18 protein-coding genes are annotated in these 18988 nt (G+C 67.4%); 11 read left to right on the top strand and 7 right to left on the bottom strand.

Features of this window, described 5'->3' with window-relative positions:
- Window positions 1–2: 2 nt before the first annotated feature.
- The 4 genes from AB4089_RS13110 to AB4089_RS13095 form a co-directional block, all read right to left on the bottom strand.
- Window positions 3–812 carry an enoyl-CoA hydratase/isomerase family protein gene (locus AB4089_RS13110; RefSeq protein WP_441409722.1) on the bottom strand — a complete coding sequence of 270 codons (810 nt, stop codon included), beginning with the start codon at window positions 810–812 and terminating at the stop codon, window positions 3–5.
- Entirely contained in the window at window positions 812–2023 is a 1212-nt protein-coding gene (locus AB4089_RS13105; protein ID WP_441409721.1) for a thiolase family protein, read from the bottom strand. The genes AB4089_RS13110 and AB4089_RS13105 overlap by 1 nt, the downstream gene beginning before the upstream one ends.
- A 109-nt stretch (window positions 2024–2132) precedes the next feature.
- Complete coding sequence (locus tag AB4089_RS13100; RefSeq protein ID WP_441409720.1) at window positions 2133–2807, bottom strand: pentapeptide repeat-containing protein; 675 nt, start codon at window positions 2805–2807, stop codon at window positions 2133–2135.
- Window positions 2807–3280 carry an SRPBCC family protein gene (locus tag AB4089_RS13095; RefSeq protein WP_441409719.1) on the bottom strand — a complete coding sequence of 158 codons (474 nt, stop codon included), beginning with the start codon at window positions 3278–3280 and terminating at the stop codon, window positions 2807–2809. Before AB4089_RS13095 ends, AB4089_RS13100 begins: the two co-directional genes overlap by 1 nt.
- A 111-nt stretch (window positions 3281–3391) precedes the next feature.
- On the opposite strand from AB4089_RS13095, the gene AB4089_RS13090 reads away from it, so the two are divergent.
- Together AB4089_RS13090 and AB4089_RS13085 are read left to right on the top strand one after the other, a co-directional pair.
- On the top strand, window positions 3392–3568 hold the full coding sequence (locus AB4089_RS13090) for a CsbD family protein (protein ID WP_441409718.1): 177 nt from the start codon (window positions 3392–3394) through the stop codon (window positions 3566–3568).
- A 143-nt stretch (window positions 3569–3711) separates the two neighbouring features.
- Window positions 3712–4482: a dienelactone hydrolase family protein gene (locus AB4089_RS13085; protein ID WP_441409781.1), complete on the top strand. Its 771-nt coding sequence runs from the start codon at window positions 3712–3714 to the stop codon at window positions 4480–4482.
- Window positions 4483–4567: 85 nt separating this feature from the next.
- Here the strand turns inward: AB4089_RS13085 and AB4089_RS13080 are convergent, their stop codons facing one another.
- Entirely contained in the window at window positions 4568–6481 is a 1914-nt protein-coding gene (locus AB4089_RS13080) for an FAD-binding monooxygenase (protein WP_441409717.1), read from the bottom strand.
- A 224-nt stretch (window positions 6482–6705) separates the two neighbouring features.
- On the opposite strand from AB4089_RS13080, the gene AB4089_RS13075 reads away from it, so the two are divergent.
- From AB4089_RS13075 to AB4089_RS13050, 6 genes are read left to right on the top strand one after another with little or no spacing between them, the layout of a single operon-like run.
- Window positions 6706–8190, top strand: a complete 1485-nt coding sequence (locus AB4089_RS13075; RefSeq protein WP_441409716.1) for a fumarylacetoacetate hydrolase family protein — start codon at window positions 6706–6708, stop codon at window positions 8188–8190.
- Window positions 8183–8869 (top strand): GntR family transcriptional regulator, encoded by a 687-nt coding sequence (locus tag AB4089_RS13070; RefSeq protein WP_441409715.1) that lies wholly within the window; start codon window positions 8183–8185, stop codon window positions 8867–8869. Before AB4089_RS13075 ends, AB4089_RS13070 begins: the two co-directional genes overlap by 8 nt.
- Before the next feature lie 9 nt (window positions 8870–8878).
- On the top strand, window positions 8879–10393 hold the full coding sequence (hpaE, locus tag AB4089_RS13065; RefSeq protein ID WP_441409714.1) for a 5-carboxymethyl-2-hydroxymuconate semialdehyde dehydrogenase: 1515 nt from the start codon (window positions 8879–8881) through the stop codon (window positions 10391–10393).
- Between the two features lie 34 nt (window positions 10394–10427).
- Entirely contained in the window at window positions 10428–11516 is a 1089-nt protein-coding gene (gene hpaD, locus AB4089_RS13060; protein WP_441409713.1) for a 3,4-dihydroxyphenylacetate 2,3-dioxygenase, read from the top strand.
- A gap of 3 nt (window positions 11517–11519) precedes the next feature.
- Window positions 11520–12305 carry a 2-oxo-hept-4-ene-1,7-dioate hydratase gene (gene hpaH, locus AB4089_RS13055; protein WP_441409712.1) on the top strand — a complete coding sequence of 262 codons (786 nt, stop codon included), beginning with the start codon at window positions 11520–11522 and terminating at the stop codon, window positions 12303–12305.
- Window positions 12290–13123: an HpcH/HpaI aldolase family protein gene (locus AB4089_RS13050; protein ID WP_441409711.1), complete on the top strand. Its 834-nt coding sequence runs from the start codon at window positions 12290–12292 to the stop codon at window positions 13121–13123. Before hpaH ends, AB4089_RS13050 begins: the two co-directional genes overlap by 16 nt.
- Before the next feature lie 75 nt (window positions 13124–13198).
- Here the strand turns inward: AB4089_RS13050 and AB4089_RS13045 are convergent, their stop codons facing one another.
- Entirely contained in the window at window positions 13199–14656 is a 1458-nt protein-coding gene (locus tag AB4089_RS13045) for an amino acid permease (RefSeq protein ID WP_441409710.1), read from the bottom strand.
- Between the two features lie 269 nt (window positions 14657–14925).
- On the bottom strand, window positions 14926–16575 hold the full coding sequence (locus AB4089_RS13040; protein WP_441409709.1) for an ABC-F family ATP-binding cassette domain-containing protein: 1650 nt from the start codon (window positions 16573–16575) through the stop codon (window positions 14926–14928).
- A gap of 179 nt (window positions 16576–16754) precedes the next feature.
- Here AB4089_RS13040 and AB4089_RS13035 point away from each other — a divergent pair, with 179 nt between their 5' ends.
- From AB4089_RS13035 to AB4089_RS13025, 3 genes are read left to right on the top strand one after another with little or no spacing between them, the layout of a single operon-like run.
- Window positions 16755–17516 (top strand): CPBP family intramembrane glutamic endopeptidase, encoded by a 762-nt coding sequence (locus tag AB4089_RS13035; protein ID WP_441409708.1) that lies wholly within the window; start codon window positions 16755–16757, stop codon window positions 17514–17516.
- 55 nt (window positions 17517–17571) lie between these two features.
- Window positions 17572–18012: a VOC family protein gene (locus AB4089_RS13030; RefSeq protein WP_441409707.1), complete on the top strand. Its 441-nt coding sequence runs from the start codon at window positions 17572–17574 to the stop codon at window positions 18010–18012.
- 21 nt (window positions 18013–18033) lie between these two features.
- Window positions 18034–18987 (top strand): 1,4-dihydroxy-2-naphthoyl-CoA synthase, encoded by a 954-nt coding sequence (locus tag AB4089_RS13025; protein WP_441409706.1) that lies wholly within the window; start codon window positions 18034–18036, stop codon window positions 18985–18987.
- Window position 18988 lies beyond the last annotated feature (1 nt).

Here is an 18988-nt window from a genome sequence, read left to right as displayed (position 1 = left end):
GGCTATTTCTGCTTTCCGGGTTCTGTGGCGGAGGTCTTGGCGGCTTTCTTGTCTGCTTTCTTATCCAGGAAAGCCTGCATGCGGTCGAACTTGGCCTGGGATTCGAAGAGGATCCCCTGCGCCAGCTGGTCAATCAGGGGATGTGCCTCGGCCGGGGCGTGGAACACGGATTTGGTGATCCTGACGGCGAGCGGGTCCTGCGTGGCGATCCTGTCCGCGAGCCTGTGGGCCGCGGCCATCAGCTCGGCGGGTTCATGGATTTCGGTAATGAGATTGACGGCCAGGGCACGTTCCGCGCGCAGCACGGCGCCGGCCAGCAGCATTTCCTTGGCGACCGGCTCCCCCACCAGTTCTTTCAGGCGCCAGCTGGCACCGGCGGCGGCCAGGATGCCGAGCCCGGTTTCGGGGTTGCCGATCCGCACGGACGGGGTGCCGATCCGGAAGTCGGCGGCGTACGCCAGCTCGGCACCGCCGCCGAGGCAGAAGCCGTCCAGGGCCGCGATGACGGGCATCGGCAGTTTGGCGATCCGGACGAAAATGGTGGAGTTAATGCCCTGCAGGGCATCGTCGCGGCGGCGTTCGCGCAGCTGACCGATGTCGGCGCCGGAGGCGAAAACCCCGTCGGCGCCGGCGATGATGAGGACTTTGGGGTGCTGTTCCAGGTGGGCACACACCGTGTGGAGCTCGTCGACCATCTGCTGGTCGATCGCGTTGCGGACCTCGGGGCGGTTCAGCACCACCACCACGCGGTCCTCGCGCTGGTCCACCAGGAGCGTGCTGAAGCCGGCCGGGTCGAGCGCCGGGGCCGCCACTAGACGCGCTCCAGCAGCATGGCCGTGCCCTGGCCGACGCCGATGCACATAGTGGCCAGGCCGATCTTGGCGTCCTCGCGTTCCATCCGCCCCAGCAGCGTAATGGCGATCCGGGAACCGGAGGAGCCCAGCGGGTGGCCCAGGGAGATCGCACCTCCGTCGCGGTTCACAATCTCCGGGTCCAGGCCGAGCCGGCGCATACTGGCCAGCGACTGCGTGGCGAACGCTTCGTTAAGTTCGACGGCGCCAAGGTCACCGACGCTGAGGCCGCTGCGCTTGAGGACCTTCTGGGTGGCCGGAACCGGGCCGATGCCCATGATTTCGGGCTCGCAGCCGGCGGACGCGCCGTCGATGATGCGGGCCCGGGCCGTGAGGCCAAGCTTCTGGATCGCGGCTTCGGAGGCGACGATGATGGCGGAGGCGCCGTCGTTGAGCGTGGAGGAGTTGCCGGCGGTAACGATCGAACCGCCCTTGACCACAGGACGGAGCCCGGCGAGCACGTCCATGGTGGTGCCGGCGCGGGGGCCTTCATCGGTGTCCACCACTGTTTCGCCCTTGCGGGTTTTGACGGTCACGGGGACGATTTCCTCGGCGAAGCGGCCGGCGGCGATGGCGGCCAGGGCGCGTTCGTGGGAGCGGACGGCGAAGGCGTCGGCGTCCTCGCGCGAGATCCCGTCGACCCGCCCCACTTCCTCCGCCGTCTCCGGCATGGAGTAGGTCATCTTGCCGTCGCGGGAGAGCTCGCCGGCGGTGAACTGCGGGTTGGCGAAGCGCCAGCCGATGGAGGTATCGAAGATTTCGCCCGGCTTGGCGAAGGCGGTGCGGGGCTTTTCCTGGACCCAGGGTGCCCGGCTCATGGATTCGACGCCGCCGGCGATCACGATGTCAGCGGCGCCGGACTTGATCATGTGGCTGGCCATGATGATGGCGCTGAGCCCGGAGGCACAGAGCCGGTTCACGGTGATGCCGGGGATGTGCAGGGGCAGCCCGGCAAGGAGGGTGGCCATGCGGGCCACGTTGCGGTTCTCTTCGCCGGCGCCGTTGGCGTTGCCGAGGATTACCTCGTCAATGGCGTCAGGATCGACGCCGGCGCGGACCACTGCCTCGCGGACCACCAGTGCGGCCAGGTCATCGGGGCGGACTGCGGAGAGGGCGCCGCCGTAACGGCCCACCGGGGTGCGGGCGCCGCCAACAAGAAAAGCCTCGACCATGAGAACATCCTTCACCAAGAAAGCGGGGCCGGCAGCAGAGTAATTTACCGACCGTTCGTTCTATAAAGATTACACGGCAGGGCAAGGGGGTCAACCGGACGCCGCCGGATTACGCGACGACGACGCCCAGGTGGCTTGCGAGCAGCGGCGCCAGCAGGGTGAGCTGGTAGTCGTCGATCACGAGGCCGGCCAGGCTGCCCAGGCCGCTGATCATGCGGAAGTCGGTGCCGCGGAGGTCGAAGTCCTTGAGCCGGGCTCCGCTGAAGTCCACGGTGCCGATCGTGCAGTTCTTCAACGCGACCCGGGTGGCGGTGCAGGAGCCCAGATCCAGCTCGTTGATGATGCAGTCGCTGATCTGCACGTCCGTGAGCTTGGATCCGCGCAGGTTCACGTAGTCGAGCTTGCCGCCGTCGATCCGCACCGACTGCCAGCCGCTTTCATAGAGCTCCGCCGATCCCCAGCGGGGGTTGCCGATCTCCACATCCCGCAGGCTGGCCCGGGCCGCCGTCAGCACCGGCGCGTAGACCTCGGTGAGGATGCAGTCACGGAAGGTGGCCCCACGCAGCTGCGTCTCGTTGAAGGAGACGCCGGCGAATTCGCACTCGGCAAAGTCAGTGCCGCCGAGCTCCAGCCCGTCCGCCGAGGCGCGGCTGTACCGGACGCCGTCGTACCGTTCCCCGCGGCGGAAGTCCGGGGCAGGATCGTCCCGCAACTCCCCCGGCCGGACCGGCGCCAGGCGGGGCGCGGTGACCCTGGGGGCTTTGTCAGCTGCGCGCCCGGCCATCAGAGGGATTCGGCTTTGGCGGCGATTTCCGCCAGGTCTTTCGCAAGCGCCTTGCGGGTAATGCGCATGCCGAGGGGACCAAACACGGTGAGCATGATCCTGCTGAACCGGGTGGGCTTGATGATTTCAGCGCCAAAGGTCAGCGTAAGGTCAGTCCCGCCGTCGCGCTCGGCCAGGGAGAACCGGGAAGTGTAGTCGGCGCCGCCCTGGAGGGCTTTCACCGTGGTGCCGCCCGCCCGACCCGGCGACGGCGGCTCGCACTGGGAAACCCCCATCTCCACGGTTTCCGAGCGCCCCATCATGGTGCGGGTTTCCTTCCAGCGGGTGCCCTCGGCATAGGGCCCGTCGGTGAGCATCTGGATCGCATCGACGCCGGACAGGGTGGCGGCAGATCCCGGAATGTCCGACACCACCGCCCAGACCGAGTCAGCCGGAGCATTGATGTGCTGCGTGAGCGTGGTCTTGTGGTCCATGATCTCGAGCCTATCGGATCGGCCCGCGGCACTGACTTGAATTAGTAAGCATGCTTTGTGTTAGGCTGTACGGACAGCAATTTGGACCGGAAACGAAAGGTGGCCTGAACCATGGGTATCGGAGACAAGATTCAGAACGAAGCGGAGCACCTGGGCGGCAAGGCTAAGGAAGCCGCAGGAACTGCGACTGACAACGACCAGCTTCGGGCCGAAGGCCAGCGCGACCAGGTTGTGGCCGACGCCAAGAAGGTTGGCGAAAACGTCAAGGACGCCTTCAAAAAGGACTAGTCCTTACAAAGTTTGGCGGCGCCGGATTTTCCTTTGGGGGATGTCCGGCGCCGCTTTTTTTGTGCCCGGTTTTACGCCCGGCCTTTGCCCCTCTTGGCCGCCAGCCTGCAAGAATGGCCGCACAGACCGACGGAGGGGACACCATGGCGGGAACAGGGACGGACCACGGCAGGCACGCGGGCCGGGACCGCAGCAACGTCGACCTGAGCCRGGCCAGCGTTGCCGCCGGCGGGTCGCCGGTCTTGCGCGGCTATCTGGCGGCCCCGGCGGGCGAAGGGCCTTTTCCGGCCGTCCTGATGGTCCATGAAGCCTTCGGCCTGGATGACATCACCGTCCGCCACGCTGACCGGATGGCTGCGGCGGGCTACCTGACGCTGGCCGTTGACCTGTACAGCGACGGCGGCGCCCGCCGCTGCCTCGTGGCCACCATGCGTGCGCTGGCGGCAGGCGAGGGCCGGGCCTTCACCGATCTGGCGGCGGCCCGGGACTGGCTCCAGGAATCCGGCCGGACGACGGGCAAGGTCGGAGTGATCGGCTTCTGCATGGGCGGCGGCTTCGCCCTGCTCCTGGCCAACGACGGCTTCGACGCCGCCGCCGTCAACTACGGCCGGCTCCCCAAGAACCCCGAAGAGACGCTCGCCGGCGCCTGCCCGATCGTGGCCAACTTCGGCGGCAGGGACCGCACGCTGCGCGGCGGGGCGGCGAAGCTCGAGTCCGTGCTCGACCGCATCGGCGTGGCCCACGACGTCAAGGAATTCCCGCACGCCGGGCATGCCTTCCTCAACGATGCGGAGACCGGCCCGAAGGTGCTGCGGCCGCTCTCCCGGGTCATGGGCATCGGCCCTGACCCGCAGTCCGCCCCGGAAGCGTGGCAGCGGATCGAGGACCACTTCGCCCGGCATCTAAAGGGCTGAGTACCTGAAGGGCTGAGTACCTGAAGGGCTGAGCGCCTGAAGGGTTGGGCACCCGCGCGCCGGATGGCGCGCGGGTGCTCGGATGTCACACGGTCTTGGTCAGCCCTGTCCGCAGGAGGGGCGCGAAGAACGCGGCGAGGTCCGCCGTCGCTGTCAGCGGCAGGACGTTCGCCACGTACTGGTCCGGGCGGACCACCACGATGACRCCGCCGCGGTCGAGGCCGCGCAGTTCGAAGATGTCCGCCGTGGGATCGGTGCCGTAGACCTTCTCGAGGTAGGTGAGCTTGAACGGCCCGACCTCCGGCTTGAACACCGCAGGCACGGCGCCGATGTCGATGCCTGTGTGGTCCTGCTGGTAGATCACCTTCACGTCGAACCACGCGTCACGGTCGGCCCCGTCGGGGGTGGCGGCGAGCGGGGAGTCCGGCGCGTTGGCCAGCCACGCGGCGAGGTCGGCGGTCGGCGACGGGGTTGCCGCCTGTTGTCCGGGCGCTGCCGCGTCCGCGAAGACGTAGATCCGCCAGCGGCCGTCCGCCATGGCCTGGTGGCCGAGCTGGACCGGGTTGGTGTCACAGACCCGCACAACGGGCGCGGACTTGAAGCGCTTGCCGACGGGGAAACCGGTGGCCAGGTTCTGATGTGTCGCCTCGGCGACGATCATCGAAGGCGAGTACTCGGTCATGAAACCCGCGGGGAACTCCGCGGTGCGCACGTAGAAGTCCTCGAGCTCGGAGGGGTTCTCGAACTCCTCGGGCTTCTTTGCCATCAGCGTCGACCACACCTTGTCGAAGTCGATCAGGTTCTTCGCGACGACCTGCCGCTCGGCCGAGTAGGTGGAGAGCAGGCTTTCCGGGCTGCGGCCCTCCAGAACGTGGCCGAGCTTCCAGCCGATGTTGAAGCCGTCCTGCATGGAGACATTCATGCCCTGGCCGGCCTTGGCGCTGTGGGTGTGGCAGGCGTCGCCGGTGATGAACACGCGCGGCGTGCGGGTGCCGAGCTGCTCCGGGAGGACGTCGTCGAACCGGTCGGTGAGGCGGTGGCCCACCTCGTACACGCTGTGCCAGGCCACGTTGCGCACATCCAGCGTGTAGGGCTGGATGATCGCGTTGGCCTTGGCGATGATCTGCTCGATGGTGGTCTTGCGGACGGCACCGTTGTCGCTTGCGGCCACCTCGCCAAGGTCGACGTACATGCGGAACAGATGCCCGCCTTCGCGCGGGATCAGCAGGATGCTGCCGCCGTCGTGGGACTGGATGGCGCACTTGAGCCGGATGTCGGGGAAGTCCGTGTTCGCGAGCACGTCCATGACGCCCCACGCGTGGTTGGCCTGGTCGCCGGCCATGGTGCAGCCGATCGAAGCCCGCACCTTGCTCCGCGCGCCGTCCGCACCCACGACGTACTTCGCCCGGACTATGCGCTCCTGGCCCTCGTCGGGTCCGGCCGTGTGAACCAGGGTCACGGAGACCGGGTATTCCCCTTCGCCGGTGACCTCCAGGCTGCGGAACTCGTAGCCGTAGTCGGGCGACATGCGGGAGGGCGAGTTCGCCATGAACTCGCCGAAGTAATCCAGCACGCGGGCCTGGTTGACGATCAGGTGCGGGAACTCGCTGATCCCGCCCGGGTCATCGAGGGTGCGGGCGCTGCGGACGATGCTCGAGGGGTTCTGGGGGTCCGGCTTCCAGAACGCCATCTCGGTGATGCGGTACGCCTCAGCGATGATCCGCTCGGCGAAGCCGAAGGCCTGGAAGGTCTCGACACTGCGGGCCTGGATGCCGTCGGCCTGGCCGATGGCGAGCCGGCCTGCGCGGCGCTCCACAATCCGGGTCGTGACGCCCGGGAACTGGGACAGCTGGGCGGCCGCGAGCATCCCTGCCGGGCCGGTGCCCACAATGAGCACGTCGACGTCGTCAGGAAGCTGTGTGGGGCGGTTGATGCCGGCGCCGGCGGCCGGCTGGACGCGCGGGTCACCGGATACGTAACCGTGATGGTGGAAATGCACGGGCTTTCCTCACTTCGTTGTGTGGCGGCCTGTCGCCGTCGTTCGTGTTCGATAATAGAACTTCGTGTTCTATTATTGAAATGTATTCCGTGATCCAGAACTGTACGGCAGACATGACGCGGGTTACAAGTGCCTTGAAAACCCCCAGGAACGAGGGGTTGACGATCGGCGTTTCCTGGGACATAGTCATCGTATACGATTTCGTACTCGATGAGGAGACATTCTTGGAACAGGTCACCGACCACATCCTGGCCGCGGCCCGCAAGGTCATCGCGGTGCATATCAACTACCCCAGCCGGGCAGCCCAGCGGGGCCGCACGCCGGAGCAGCCCTCCTACTTCCTGAAGCCCTCCTCCTCCCTGGCTGTCGGTTCGGCGGAGGCCCCGTCAACGGTGGAGCGCCCGGCCGGCTGTGAGCTCCTCGGCTACGAGGGCGAAATCGCTTTGGTCATCGGCAAGGCCGCCCGCCGCGTGGGCATCGAGGACGCGTGGAGCCATGTCGAGTGGGTCACGGCCAGCAACGACCTCGGCGTCTACGACCTCCGCTATGCGGACAAGGGCTCCAACCTCCGGTCCAAGGGCGGCGACGGCTTCACGCCGGTGGGCCCGGGACTGATCGCGGCAGACGCCGTGGACCCCGCGGCCCTGCGGATCCGCACCTGGCACAACGGCGAGCTGGTCCAGGACGACACCACCGAAGAGTTGCTCTTCCCGTTCGCCCGGCTGGTCGCCGACCTGTCCCAGCTGCTCACCCTCGAGGAGGGCGACATCATCCTCACCGGCACCCCGGCCGGGGCGTCCGTGGCCAAGCCGGGGGACGTCGTCGAGGTGGAAGTCAGCACCGAACCCACCGGGCTCTCTACCGGCCGGTTGGCCACCCGGGTTGCGGAAGGCACGACGCCGTTCGCGGACTTCGGTGCCCGGCCCAAGACGGATGATCTCCAGCGGGAGGAAGCGTACGGTTCCCGTGAAGCGGCCGGCCTTCCCGCCGTCGGGCCCGTTACGGTCCTGACCCCTGAGCTGAAGGCGAAGCTGGAAAGCGTCTGCACCGCCACCCTGTCCTCCCAGCTGCGCAAGCGCGGCCTGAACAACGTCAGCATCGACGGCCTGACCTCCACCCGGCCGGAGAAGCGGATTGTGGGCCTGGCCCGGACCCTGCGCTACGTGCCCAACCGCGAGGACCTGTTCAAGACCCACGGCGGCGGCTTCAACGCCCAGAAGCAGGCCATCGATTCCGTCAACGAGGGCGAGATCCTGGTGATGGAGGCCCGCGGCGAAAAGGGCACCGGCACCATCGGTGACATCCTGGCCCTCCGCGCCCAGGTCCGCGGCGCCGCGGCCATCATCACCGACGGCGGCGTGCGCGACTTCTCGGCCGTGGCAGCGATGGACATGCCGACCTACTATGCCAACCCGCACCCCGCGGTCCTGGGCCGGCGGCACATCCCGTGGGACACGGACATCACCATCGCCTGCGGCGGCACCACCGTCCAGCCCGGGGACATCATTGTGGCCGACGCCGACGGCATCCTGGTGATCCCGCCGGCCCTCGCCGAGGAGCTCGCGGACGACTCCATCGCCCAGGAACGCGAGGAAACCTTCATCGCCGAGATGGTGCAGCAGGGCCACAGCGTGGACGGGCTCTACCCGCTCAACGCCGCCTGGCGGACCCGCTACCAGGCATGGGAAGCAGGCAAGGCCAATGACTGACGCAGCTACCGCCGCAGGCACCAACATAGCCACCACAGTCAGCAAGTCCGAGCAGGCCTACGCGGCCGTCAAGGCCCGGATCGTGGACGGGACCTACTCCCCCGGCTACCGGCTGGTGCTGGCGAAGATCGCCGAGGACCTGGGCATCAGTGTGGTCCCGGTCCGCGAAGCCATCCGCCGGCTCGAGGCCGAAGGCCTGGTCAAGTTCGAACGGAACGTCGGCGCCACCGTCTCCGGGATCGACCCCACGGAGTACCTCTATACGATGCAGACCCTCAGCATCGTCGAGGGCGCCGCAACAGCCCTGTCGGCTCCGTTGATCGGGGAGGCGGACGTGGCCCGCGCCCGGGCAGTCAACGCCGAGATGCGCGACTGCCTGCAGCACTTCGACCCGGTCCGGTTCACCGCGCTGAACCAGGACTTCCACAGCGTCCTGTTCGAGCACTGCCCCAACCCGCACATCCTGGACCTGGTCCACCGGGGCTGGAACCGGCTCGCGTCACTGCGCTCATCGACATTCCGCTTCGTCCCCGGCCGCGCCCATGAATCCGTGGAGGAACATGAAGCGCTGCTGCAGCTCATCGAGTCCGGCGCCAGTCCGGACGACATCGAAAAGGCCGCACGCCGCCACCGCAGCGCCACCCTGGACGCGTACCTCGCCCAAACTACACAGCAGTAAGGAAAAACAATGACGTTCACTGCACCTGAGACCACCACCCACTACGTTCCGCAGGACCTTCCCACCCACATCCAGCACTACATCAACGGCGAGTTCGTTGACTCCGTGGGCGGCAAAACCTTCGACGTCCTGGACCCGGTCTCCAACCAGAATTACGCCACCGCGGCCGCCGGCCAGAAGGAGGACATCGACCTCGCCGTCGCCGCCGCCCGCGAAGCGTTCACCAACGGCCCGTGGCCGAAAATGAAGCCCCGCGAGCGGGCCCGCGTCCTGAACAAGATCGCCGACGCCGTCGAGGCCCAGGAAGCCCGGCTCGCCGAACTGGAAACCTTCGACACCGGCCTGCCGATCACCCAGGCCAAGGGCCAGGCCCTGCGCGCGGCGGAGAACTTCCGCTTCTTCGCCGACCTGATCGTGGCCCAGTTCGACGACGCCATGAAGGTCCCCGGCGCCCAGATCAACTACGTCAACCGCAAGCCGATCGGCGTCGCCGGCCTCATCACGCCGTGGAACACGCCGTTCATGCTCGAGTCCTGGAAGCTCGCCCCCGCCCTGGCCACCGGCAACACGGTTGTCCTCAAACCGGCCGAATTCACCCCGCTCTCGGCCTCGCTGTGGGCGACGATCTTCAAGGACGCCGGCCTGCCGGACGGCGTGTTCAACCTGGTCAACGGCCTGGGCGAGGAGGCAGGCGACGCCCTGGTCAAGCACCCGGACGTGCCGCTGATCTCCTTCACCGGAGAGACCACCACGGGTCAGACGATCTTCCGCAACGCCGCGGCCAACCTCAAGGGCCTGTCCATGGAGCTCGGCGGCAAGTCCCCGTGCGTCGTGTTCGCCGACGCCGACCTCGACGCCGCGATCGACTCGGCCCTGTTCGGCGTCTTCTCCCTCAACGGGGAGCGCTGCACCGCAGGCTCGCGGATCCTGGTGGAGCGCGCCGTGTACGAGGAATTCTGCGAGAAGTACGCCGCCCGCGCCAAGAAGATCGTGGTCGGGGACCCGCACGACCCCAAGACCGAGGTCGGCGCGCTGGTCCACCCGGAGCACTACGCCAAGGTGGCCTCCTATGTGGAGATCGGCAAGTCCGAGGGCCGGCTGCTGGCAGGAGGCGGCCGCCCGGAGCACCTGCCGGAGGGCAACTACATCGCCCCGACCGTGTTCGCGGACGTCGCCCCGGACGCGCGGATCTTCCAGGAGGAGATCTTCGGCCCCGTCGTCGCCATCACCCCCTTCGAGAACGACGCCGAAGCCCTCGCCCTGGCGAACAACACCAGGTACGGCCTGGCGGCCTACATCTGGACCCAGAACCTGACGCGGGCGCACAACTTCTCGCAGAACGTCGAGGCCGGCATGGTCTGGCTCAACAGCCACAATGTCCGGGATCTCCGCACCCCGTTCGGCGGCGTCAAGGCCTCCGGCCTGGGCCACGAAGGCGGGTACCGCTCCATCGACTTCTACACCGACCAGCAGGCCGTCCACATCACCCTCGGCTCAGTCCACACCCCCAAATTCGGCGCCTAACTTTCAAGCCACCTTTCAACGAAGAGAGAATCCCATGACCAACTTTGTCCCCACGCCCTCCGTCCCTGCCCCGGACATCGTCCGCTGCGCCTACCTGGAACTCGTGGTCACGGACCTCGCCAAGTCCCGCGAGTTCTACGTGGACCTCCTCGGCCTGCACGTCACCGAGGAAGACGAGAACACCATCTATCTGCGCTCCCTCGAGGAGTTCATCCACCACAACCTGGTGCTCCGCAAGGGCCCGGTCGCCGCCGCCGCCGCTTTCGCGTACCGGGTGAAGTCCCCCGCCGAGGTGGACGCCGCCGAGGCCTACTACAAGGAACTGGGCTGCCGCACCGAGCGCCGCAAGGACGGCTTCACCAAGGGCATCGGCGACTCCGTCCGCGTCGAGGACCCGCTGGGCTTCCCCTACGAATTCTTCTACGAGACCGAGCACGTCGAGCGGCTCACCCAGCGCTACGATCTCTACTCCGCCGGCGAGCTCGTGCGGCTGGACCACTTCAACCAGGTCACCCCGGACGTCCCCAAGGGCCGCAAATACCTGGAGGACCTCGGCTTCCGCGTCTCCGAGGACATCAAGGACTCCGACGGCGTCACGTACGCCGCGTGGATGCACCGCAAGCAGACCGTGCACGACACCGCCCTGACCGGCGGCAACGGCCCGCGGCTGCACCACATTGCCTTCGCCACGCACGAGAAGCACAACATCATCCAGATCTGCGACAAGATGGGCGCCCTGCGCATCAGCGACCGGATCGAACGCGGCCCCGGCCGGCACGGCGTCTCGAACGCCTTCTACCTCTACATCCTGGACCCGGACGGGCACCGCATCGAGATCTACACCCAGGACTACTACACCGGCGACCCGGACAACCCCACCATCACCTGGGACGTCCACGACAACCAGCGCCGCGACTGGTGGGGCAACCCCGTGGTCCCCTCCTGGTACACCGAGGCCTCCCTGGTCCTGGACCTCGACGGCAACCCGCAGCCGGTGATTGTCCGCGAGGAAAAGAGCGAGATGGCTGTGACCGTGGGCGCCGACGGCTTCTCCTACACCCGCAAGGAAGAAGACGGCCCTGCCGGAGAACAGACCGGGTTCAAGCTCGGGGCGCAGGTCTAAGTCATGCTGGACGCGAAGACGATCGAAGCCATTGCCGACGAACTGCTGGAGGCCGCCCGGTCCCGGACCCCGGTCCCCCGCCTGACGGCCCGCTACCCGGAGATGACGGTGGAGGACTCCTACGCCGTCCAGCAGCTGTGGCGGCGCCGCAACGAGGACGCCGGCCGGAAGCTGGTAGGCCGCAAGATCGGCCTCACGTCCAAGGCCATGCAGGCCGCCACCGGCATCACCGAACCGGACTACGGCGCGATCTTCGATGACATGGTCCTCGAAACCGGGTGTTCGGTGCAGTGGGACCGGTACACCCACCCCCGGGTCGAAGTGGAACTGGCCTTCGTCCTCAAAGACGCACTGAAGGGTCCCGGCTGCACCATCTTCGATGTCCTGAACGCGACCGACTACGTGGTCCCGGCCCTCGAAATCCTGGACTCCAGGATCGAAATGGAGGGCCGGACCATCGTGGACACCATCGCCGACAACGCCGCCATGGGCGCCATGGTGGTCGGCGGCAACCCGGTGAAGCCGGACGCCGTGGACCTCCGCTGGGTCTCGGCCATCCTGTACAAGAACCAGACCGTGGAGGAAACCGGCGTCGCCGCCGGGGTCCTGGACCACCCGGCCAACGGGGTGCACTGGCTGGCCAACAAGATTGCCGCCCACGGGGACGGCATGAAGGCCGGGGACATCATCCTCGCCGGCTCCTTCACCCGGCCGCTCTGGGTCTACCAGGGCGACACCGTCCACGCCGACTACGGACCGCTGGGGAGCATCACATGCCGCTTCGAGTAGACCCCGACCCCACGTTCCGGGACGCCCTGCGCAACCAAACGGGCGCTGCCGGCAGGCCGCTGGCGGGGATGTGGGTCTGCTCGGGCAGCCCGCTCGTGGCAGAGCTCTGCGCCGGTTCCGGCCTGGACTGGCTGCTGATCGACGCCGAACACAGCCCCAACGGGCTCGAATCGATCCTCGCCCAGCTGCAGGCCGTCCGCGGCTACCCGGTCCAGGCCATGGTCCGGCCGCCGGTCAACGACACGGTGCTGATCAAGCAGTACCTGGACCTCGGGGTCCAGAACCTGCTGGTTCCCATGGTGAACTCCGCCGCCGAGGCCCGGGCCGCGGTGGCCGCCACCCGCTACCCGCCGCACGGCGTCCGAGGGGTGGGCTCGGCCCTGGCCCGGGCCTCCCGCTGGAACCGGATCCCGGACTACCTCGCCCGCGCATCCGGAACCATCAGCCTCACGGTCCAGATCGAGTCCGAAGCCGCGGTCGCGTCGGTGGAGGAGATCCTGTCGGTCGACGGCGTGGATGCCATCTTCCTGGGCCCCTCCGACCTCGCCGCCTCCATGGGCGTCCTGGGAGAGCAGGAACACCCGAAGGTGCGCGCCGCCGTCGAACACTGCCTCGCCGCCGCCAAAGCGGCCGGCAAGCCCGCCGGCGTGAACGCCTTCAACCCCGCCACCGCGCACCATTACATGGCAGCCGGCGCCGCCTTCATCCTGGTGGGCGCCGACGTAGCGCTGCTGGCCCGCGGCTCCGAAGCACTCGCCGCGGAATACGTCCGGCCGGGCCAGGCGGCCAAGCCTGGCGACGCCCCCGCCAGCTACTGAGGATTCCGGGGTTAACCGCGACGGCGGCAGCCACCTGGTGAAGGTGGCTGCCGCCGTCGCTGCGCTTTGGAGCAGTTAGCTGTAGAGCTCGTTCTTGGGCGCGTTGTTCTTGACCTTCTGCCAGCCCAGCCACAGCACCAGTGCGAAGAACGGAACGGTGGCCAGGGTCCAGAGACCCAGGTGGAAGACCTCGCCGGTCTTGCTGGTCATGGTGTCGAAGCCGATCAGCACGGTGATGGCCAGCAGCGCGAGAAGTCCGGCCCAGCTGGTCCAGGGCGAGCCCGGCATGGGCAGGCTGGACACGCGGCCCTTCTGGTGGCGCAGGGCGATCTGGCTGGCGAAGATGGCTCCCCAGGTGAAGATCACGCCGATCGAGGCGGTGTTCAGCGCGAGGTCGAAGGCGTGCGAGCCGCCCAGCCAGATGTTCAGGAGGATGCCCACCAGGTAGAAGGCCGCGATGGCCAGGATGGCCGCGTACGGCACGTGGCGCTTGGACATCCGGGTGAGCCACTGCGGGGCATGCCCGTTGTTGGCCATGGTGCGGAAGACACGGCCGATCGAGTACAGGCCCGAGTTGCAGGAGGACAGCGCGGCGGTGATGACGATCATGTTCATGACGTCGCCCACCCAGCCGAGGCCCATCTGGCCAAACACGGTGACGAACGGGGACACGCCGGCCTTGTACTGGTCCGAGGGCAGCAGCATGGCCAGCAGCAGCACGGAACCAACGTAGAACACCACAATGCGCAGCACGACGGCGCGGATCGCCTTGGGCACTTCGCGCTTGGCGTTTTGCATCTCGCCGGCGGTGATGCCGACGAGTTCGATGCCGTTGTAGGCGAAGATCACGGCGTTGAGCACGAGGACCATCACGAGGGCGCCCTTGGGGAACATCCCGCCGTCGTCGGCAAAGAGGTTGGCCACCGAGGCATGGCCGTCGCCCACCTTGGCGTTGGTGACCACCATGAAGGTGCCAACGGCCAGGAAGATCAGGATGGAGCCGACCTTGAGGCAGGATGCCCAGAATTCAAACTCGCCGAACGCCTTGACGCTGAGCAGATTGACGGCCACCAGCATCGCGAGCGCGGCAATCGCGGACGCCTCCACGGGCACGTTGGGGAAGAAGAACTGGAAGTACAGGCCGATCGCGATGAGCTCGGCGATCCCGGTCATGCCCCAGTTGATGAAGTACATCCAGCCGGAGATGTAGGCGCCCTTCTTGCCGAACATTTCACCGGCGTAGCTGACGAAGGAGCCCGAGGTCTGGCGGTACATGATCAGTTCACCGAGCGCGCGCATCAACAGGTAAGCGATGACGCCGGCGATGGCGTAGGAGAAGATCAGCGCCGGTCCCGTCGAGGCCAGGCGTCCGCCGGCACCCATGAACAGGCCAACGCCGATTGCGCCGCCCATCGAGATCATGGTCACGTGGCGGCCGCTCAGGGTCTTCTTGTAGCCCTCGGCGCTGAGGGTCGAGTCGACGGCGGATTCCGCTGGCGCGCTCTGGAGTTCTGTGGGGGTAATTGATGGCACAACGGTTCCTTGTAGGTCGGATTATGGCCGGGACGGGACCGGGATTCGGTGACGCAGCAGTCGGTTTTCGGCCCCGGTGGGGCATCAACATGTACCGAACCTCACGAGAGTCAAACCTTCGCGCGGCTCATCCATCGTACTAGAATTCCCGGCTTGACCGTGACGAGGGCAACAACAGGCGGATACTATTCCTAATTAATGCCGCATGATTTTCGGAATCGCCGAATAATGTTCTATTTGGGCACCGAAAATCCCGGCGCGTCCGGCTATCAGGCCAGCGCGCCGTCCCTCATCGCGAACCGGAGCCAGTTCCCGGCGCCGTCCCCAGGCCCGTTTGCGCTGTCCCTGGCGCACGTGCTGAACCACTCCCCCAGCGCGCGGTCGTGGCTGACCATCACCAGTGTCCCCGCGAAGCCGGACAGGGCCGCTTCCAGCTGTTCCACCAGGACGGGCGCCAGGTGGTTGGTGGGCTCATCCACCAGCATCGTCCCGAACCCGCCCAGCAGGAGCCGGGCCAGGGCCAGCCTGCGCTGTTGACCTGCCGAGAGGCCTCCCACCGGGACGTGGAATTCGCTGGCCCGGAAGAGTCCCAGGCGCAGCAAGGCCTCGGCGTGCTCATCGATGTTGCCGCCCAGTCCCGCGGCAAAGGCGGGCAGCAGGCGCAGCCCCGGGCGCTGCGGGAGTTCCAGTTCCTGCTGCAGGTAGCCGATCCGGCCGTGCCGCACCACAGTGCCCGTGGCCGGTTCCAGCGTGCCCGCGAGGACGGAGAGCAGCGTGGACTTTCCCGCCCCGTTGGGACCGGTGATGAGGATCTTCTGGCCAGCCTCCACCCGGAAGTCCGTCGTCACCAGGCGGCCGGGCACGGCCACCCCCTTCGCTTCAAGGGCGGGGCCCTCGCCAAGGTCCGCCCGCAGGTCCGCCGCCAGCTTCAGGGGCACCGGCGGCCGGTCGATGGGGTTTGCCTCCAGCCTGCGGAGCCGCTCCTGGGCATTGCGGACCTTGCTGGTGGCCGCCTTTTGCCACGTGCCGGCCTTGAAGTCGAACCCCATCTTGTCGCCGTCGCGTTGGCGGGCGTAGCCCATCCTCCCCGCGATGGTGTCAGCCTGAAGCCGTTCGGCGGCCATCGCGTCCAGCCACCCGTGGTACTGCTGCGCCCAGCGCTGGCGTTCGGCTGCTTTTTCCCGCAGATATCCTTCATAGCCGTTGCCGTAGCGGTTGACCGTCCGGCGTTCGGCATCGACCTCAATGACGGTGGAGGCCACTTTGCGCAACAGGACGCGGTCGTGGGAGACCACCACCACGGTGCCGCGGTGGGCCGCCAGCCGTCCCTCCAGCCAGGCAGTGCCGCTGGCGTCCAGGTGGTTGGTGGGCTCGTCCAGGAGGAGGATGTCCGCGGGATCGGCCAGCACGCAAGCCAGTGCCACGCGTTCCTGTTCCCCTCCGGAGAGCGAGCCCAGTGTCCGCATCCGGTCCAGGCCGCCCAGGCCAAGCCGGTCCAGCGCCGCCTCCACCCGGGATTCCGCGGCGTAGCCCTCCCTGAGCTGGTACTGCGTCTGCAGGTTCCCGTAGCGCTCCAGGTCCTCCGCCTCCGCGCCGGCCAGCCCGCCCTCCAGCCGGTCCAGCTCGGCCTCCAGTGCGCGTAGCGATTCCAGTGCGGCGTCGATCGCGTCGCTGACGGTGAACTGCTCAGGCATGCCATGGGTCTGGGCAAGGTAGCCCACGCGGCCCTGGCTGACGGCGGTCCCCTCGTCCGCGGCCTCGATCCCGGCCAGGATCCTGAGCAGCGTGGATTTGCCCGCGCCGTTTTCGCCGACGATCGCCACGTGCTCACCGGCAGTGACAACAAGGTCGACCCCGGCAAAGAGCTGGCGATCCCCGTAACCGTGGGATACGCCGGTAAGGCGGAGATGTTCGCTCAAGGGGTCCTCGCAAGTCGGTGCCAGCCTGCCCGGCGGCGGCTTGAGTCCCCAGTATGGCACCGCCGCCCGGCACTGGGGGCACCGGGGCGCCTGCCGCCGTCGGACTTGCCTGCTGCCGCCGGACGGGCTCAGGCGGCAGGCATCACCGCGCCGCCTCGCCTCGGCGCTAGGCTGGGGACATGGGCACAGCTCTCCGCACACCACCCGCGCCGCAGCCGGAGCTTTACCGGTTCTCCCGGCTCGATTTCATCACTGCCGGACTCTATGTTGCGGTGGCCGGCTTCTTCGCCGTCGCAGGCGGGCTGTTGGTGCCGTTGCTGCTGCAGATTTCGCCCAATCCCGCGGTGGCCTCCTATGCGGTGAACCTGGTCTTCTACGCGACCATCGGCGTCCTTGCCCTGGCCGCCGCGCACCGCGTTGCCGGCCGCGACCTCCGTGTCCTTGCCACACGGCCCTGGTTCACGGTGCTCATGGTGCCGCTGGCCGTGGTGGCGATGCTCATCCTCACCGCGATCTTCGTAGCCGTCAGCGGGCCGGTGCAGACCTCCGCCAACCAGGCCGGGCTCCAGGCGCTCATGCAGCAGGTACCGGTCTGGCTCATGGTGCCCCTGCTGGTGATCGTGGGACCCTTCGTCGAGGAATACATCTTCCGCCACCTGCTGATCGGCAAACTGAGCCGCCGGGTCAACCTCTGGCTCTGCTGTGCCCTGTCGGTGGTCCTGTTCGCGGCCCTGCACATCGTTGGGCAGGAACAAATGACCCTGCAGGTGCTGATGCCGTACCTCGCCATGGGCGCCGTCCTGGTGTTCGTGTACGTCTGGACCGGGAAGAACCTGATGTTCTCCTACTTCGTCCACGCTTCGAAGAACCTCCTGGCAGTCGTCTTCATTTACGCGATTCCACCGGAGGTCCTGGACCAGTTGCAGCAGGTCCAGGGCTAACCAACCCAGCGTGGTGCCACTTCCGGCGCGGGCGCCGACGTCGTAGGTTCTTTCCATGACACTGAACATCCAGATCGCCGTTGACTGCCGAAACCCGCACGAGCTCGCCGACTGGTGGGCCGAAACACTGGAGTGGGCCGTGGAGCCGCAGGATGAGGTTTTCATCCGCTCCATGATCGAGCAGGGCTTCGCTACCGAGGCGGAAACCATGACCCACCAGGGCAGGCTCGTGTGGCGCGCCGGCGCCGCCATCCGGCCGCCCGAAGAAATCGACGCCAAAGCCCCTGCCCGCCGGATCCTGTTCCAGACGGCCCCGGAGGAGAAGACCGTCAAGAACCGCATCCATTGGGACGTCAGGCTCGCCGGCGCGGACAAGGACGCCGCGCGGGCCGCACTCGAAGCGCGCGGCGCCACCTACCTCTGGTCGGCCAACCAGGGACCGCATTCCTGGCACACCATGGCAGACCCGGAAGGCAACGAGTTCTGCATCAGCTGACGCCATTACTAGACTCGGACTGTGAGCAACGAAATCCCCGCCAAGGTATCCGACGTCTTTGACCCCACCCGGTGGCGCACCGTGTCCGGTTTCGACGACTTCCAGGACATGACCTACCACCGGCAGGTGGAGCGAGGGTCGGACGGCTCCGTGGTCCGGGACCTGCCTACAGTTCGGATCGCCTTCAACCGTCCCGAGGTCCGCAATGCCTTCAGGCCCGGCACCGTGGACGAGCTCTACCGCGCCATGGACCACGCCCGGATGACCCCGGACGTGGCCACCGTCCTGCTCACCGGCAATGGCCCCTCCGCCAAGGACGGCGGCCACTCGTTCTGCTCCGGCGGGGACCAGCGGATCCGCGGCCGCGACGGCTACCGGTACGCAAATGGGGAAACGACAGAAACCATCGACCCTGCCCGGGCCGGCCGGCTGCACATCCTGGAAGTCCAGCGGCTCATGCGCACCATGCCCAAGGTGGTGATCGCCGTCGTCAATGGCTGGGCGGCCGGCGGCGGACACTCCCTGCACGTGGTCTCCGACCTCACCATCGCCTCCCGCGAGCACGGAAAATTCAAGCAGACGGACGCCACCGTGGGCAGTTTCGACGCCGGCTACGGCTCGGCCCTGCTGGCGCGGCAGATCGGCCAGAAGGCCGCCCGGGAAATCTTCTTCCTGGCCCGCGAATATTCCGCCGAGGACATGGTCCGGATGGGCGCCGTGAACGAGGCCGTGGACCACGAACGCCTCGAGGAGGTCGCGCTGGAGTACGCCGCGGACATCGCCCGGCAGTCCCCGCAGGCCATCCGCATGCTCAAGTTCGCCTTCAACCTGGCTGATGACGGCCTGGCCGGCCAGCAGGTGTTCGCGGGCGAGGCGACCCGGCTGGCGTACATGACCGACGAGGCCGTGGAGGGCAAGGAAGCCTTCCTCGAGAAGCGCGACCCCGACTGGTCCGCGTTCCCGTACTACTTCTAAG

It is taken from the genome of Arthrobacter sp. 2MCAF15, from assembly GCF_052115605.1.
Classification (GTDB): domain Bacteria; phylum Actinomycetota; class Actinomycetes; order Actinomycetales; family Micrococcaceae; genus Arthrobacter.
The sequence above is the reverse complement of the archived record's forward strand: the minus strand, read 5'-3'. Positions and strand labels throughout refer to the sequence as shown.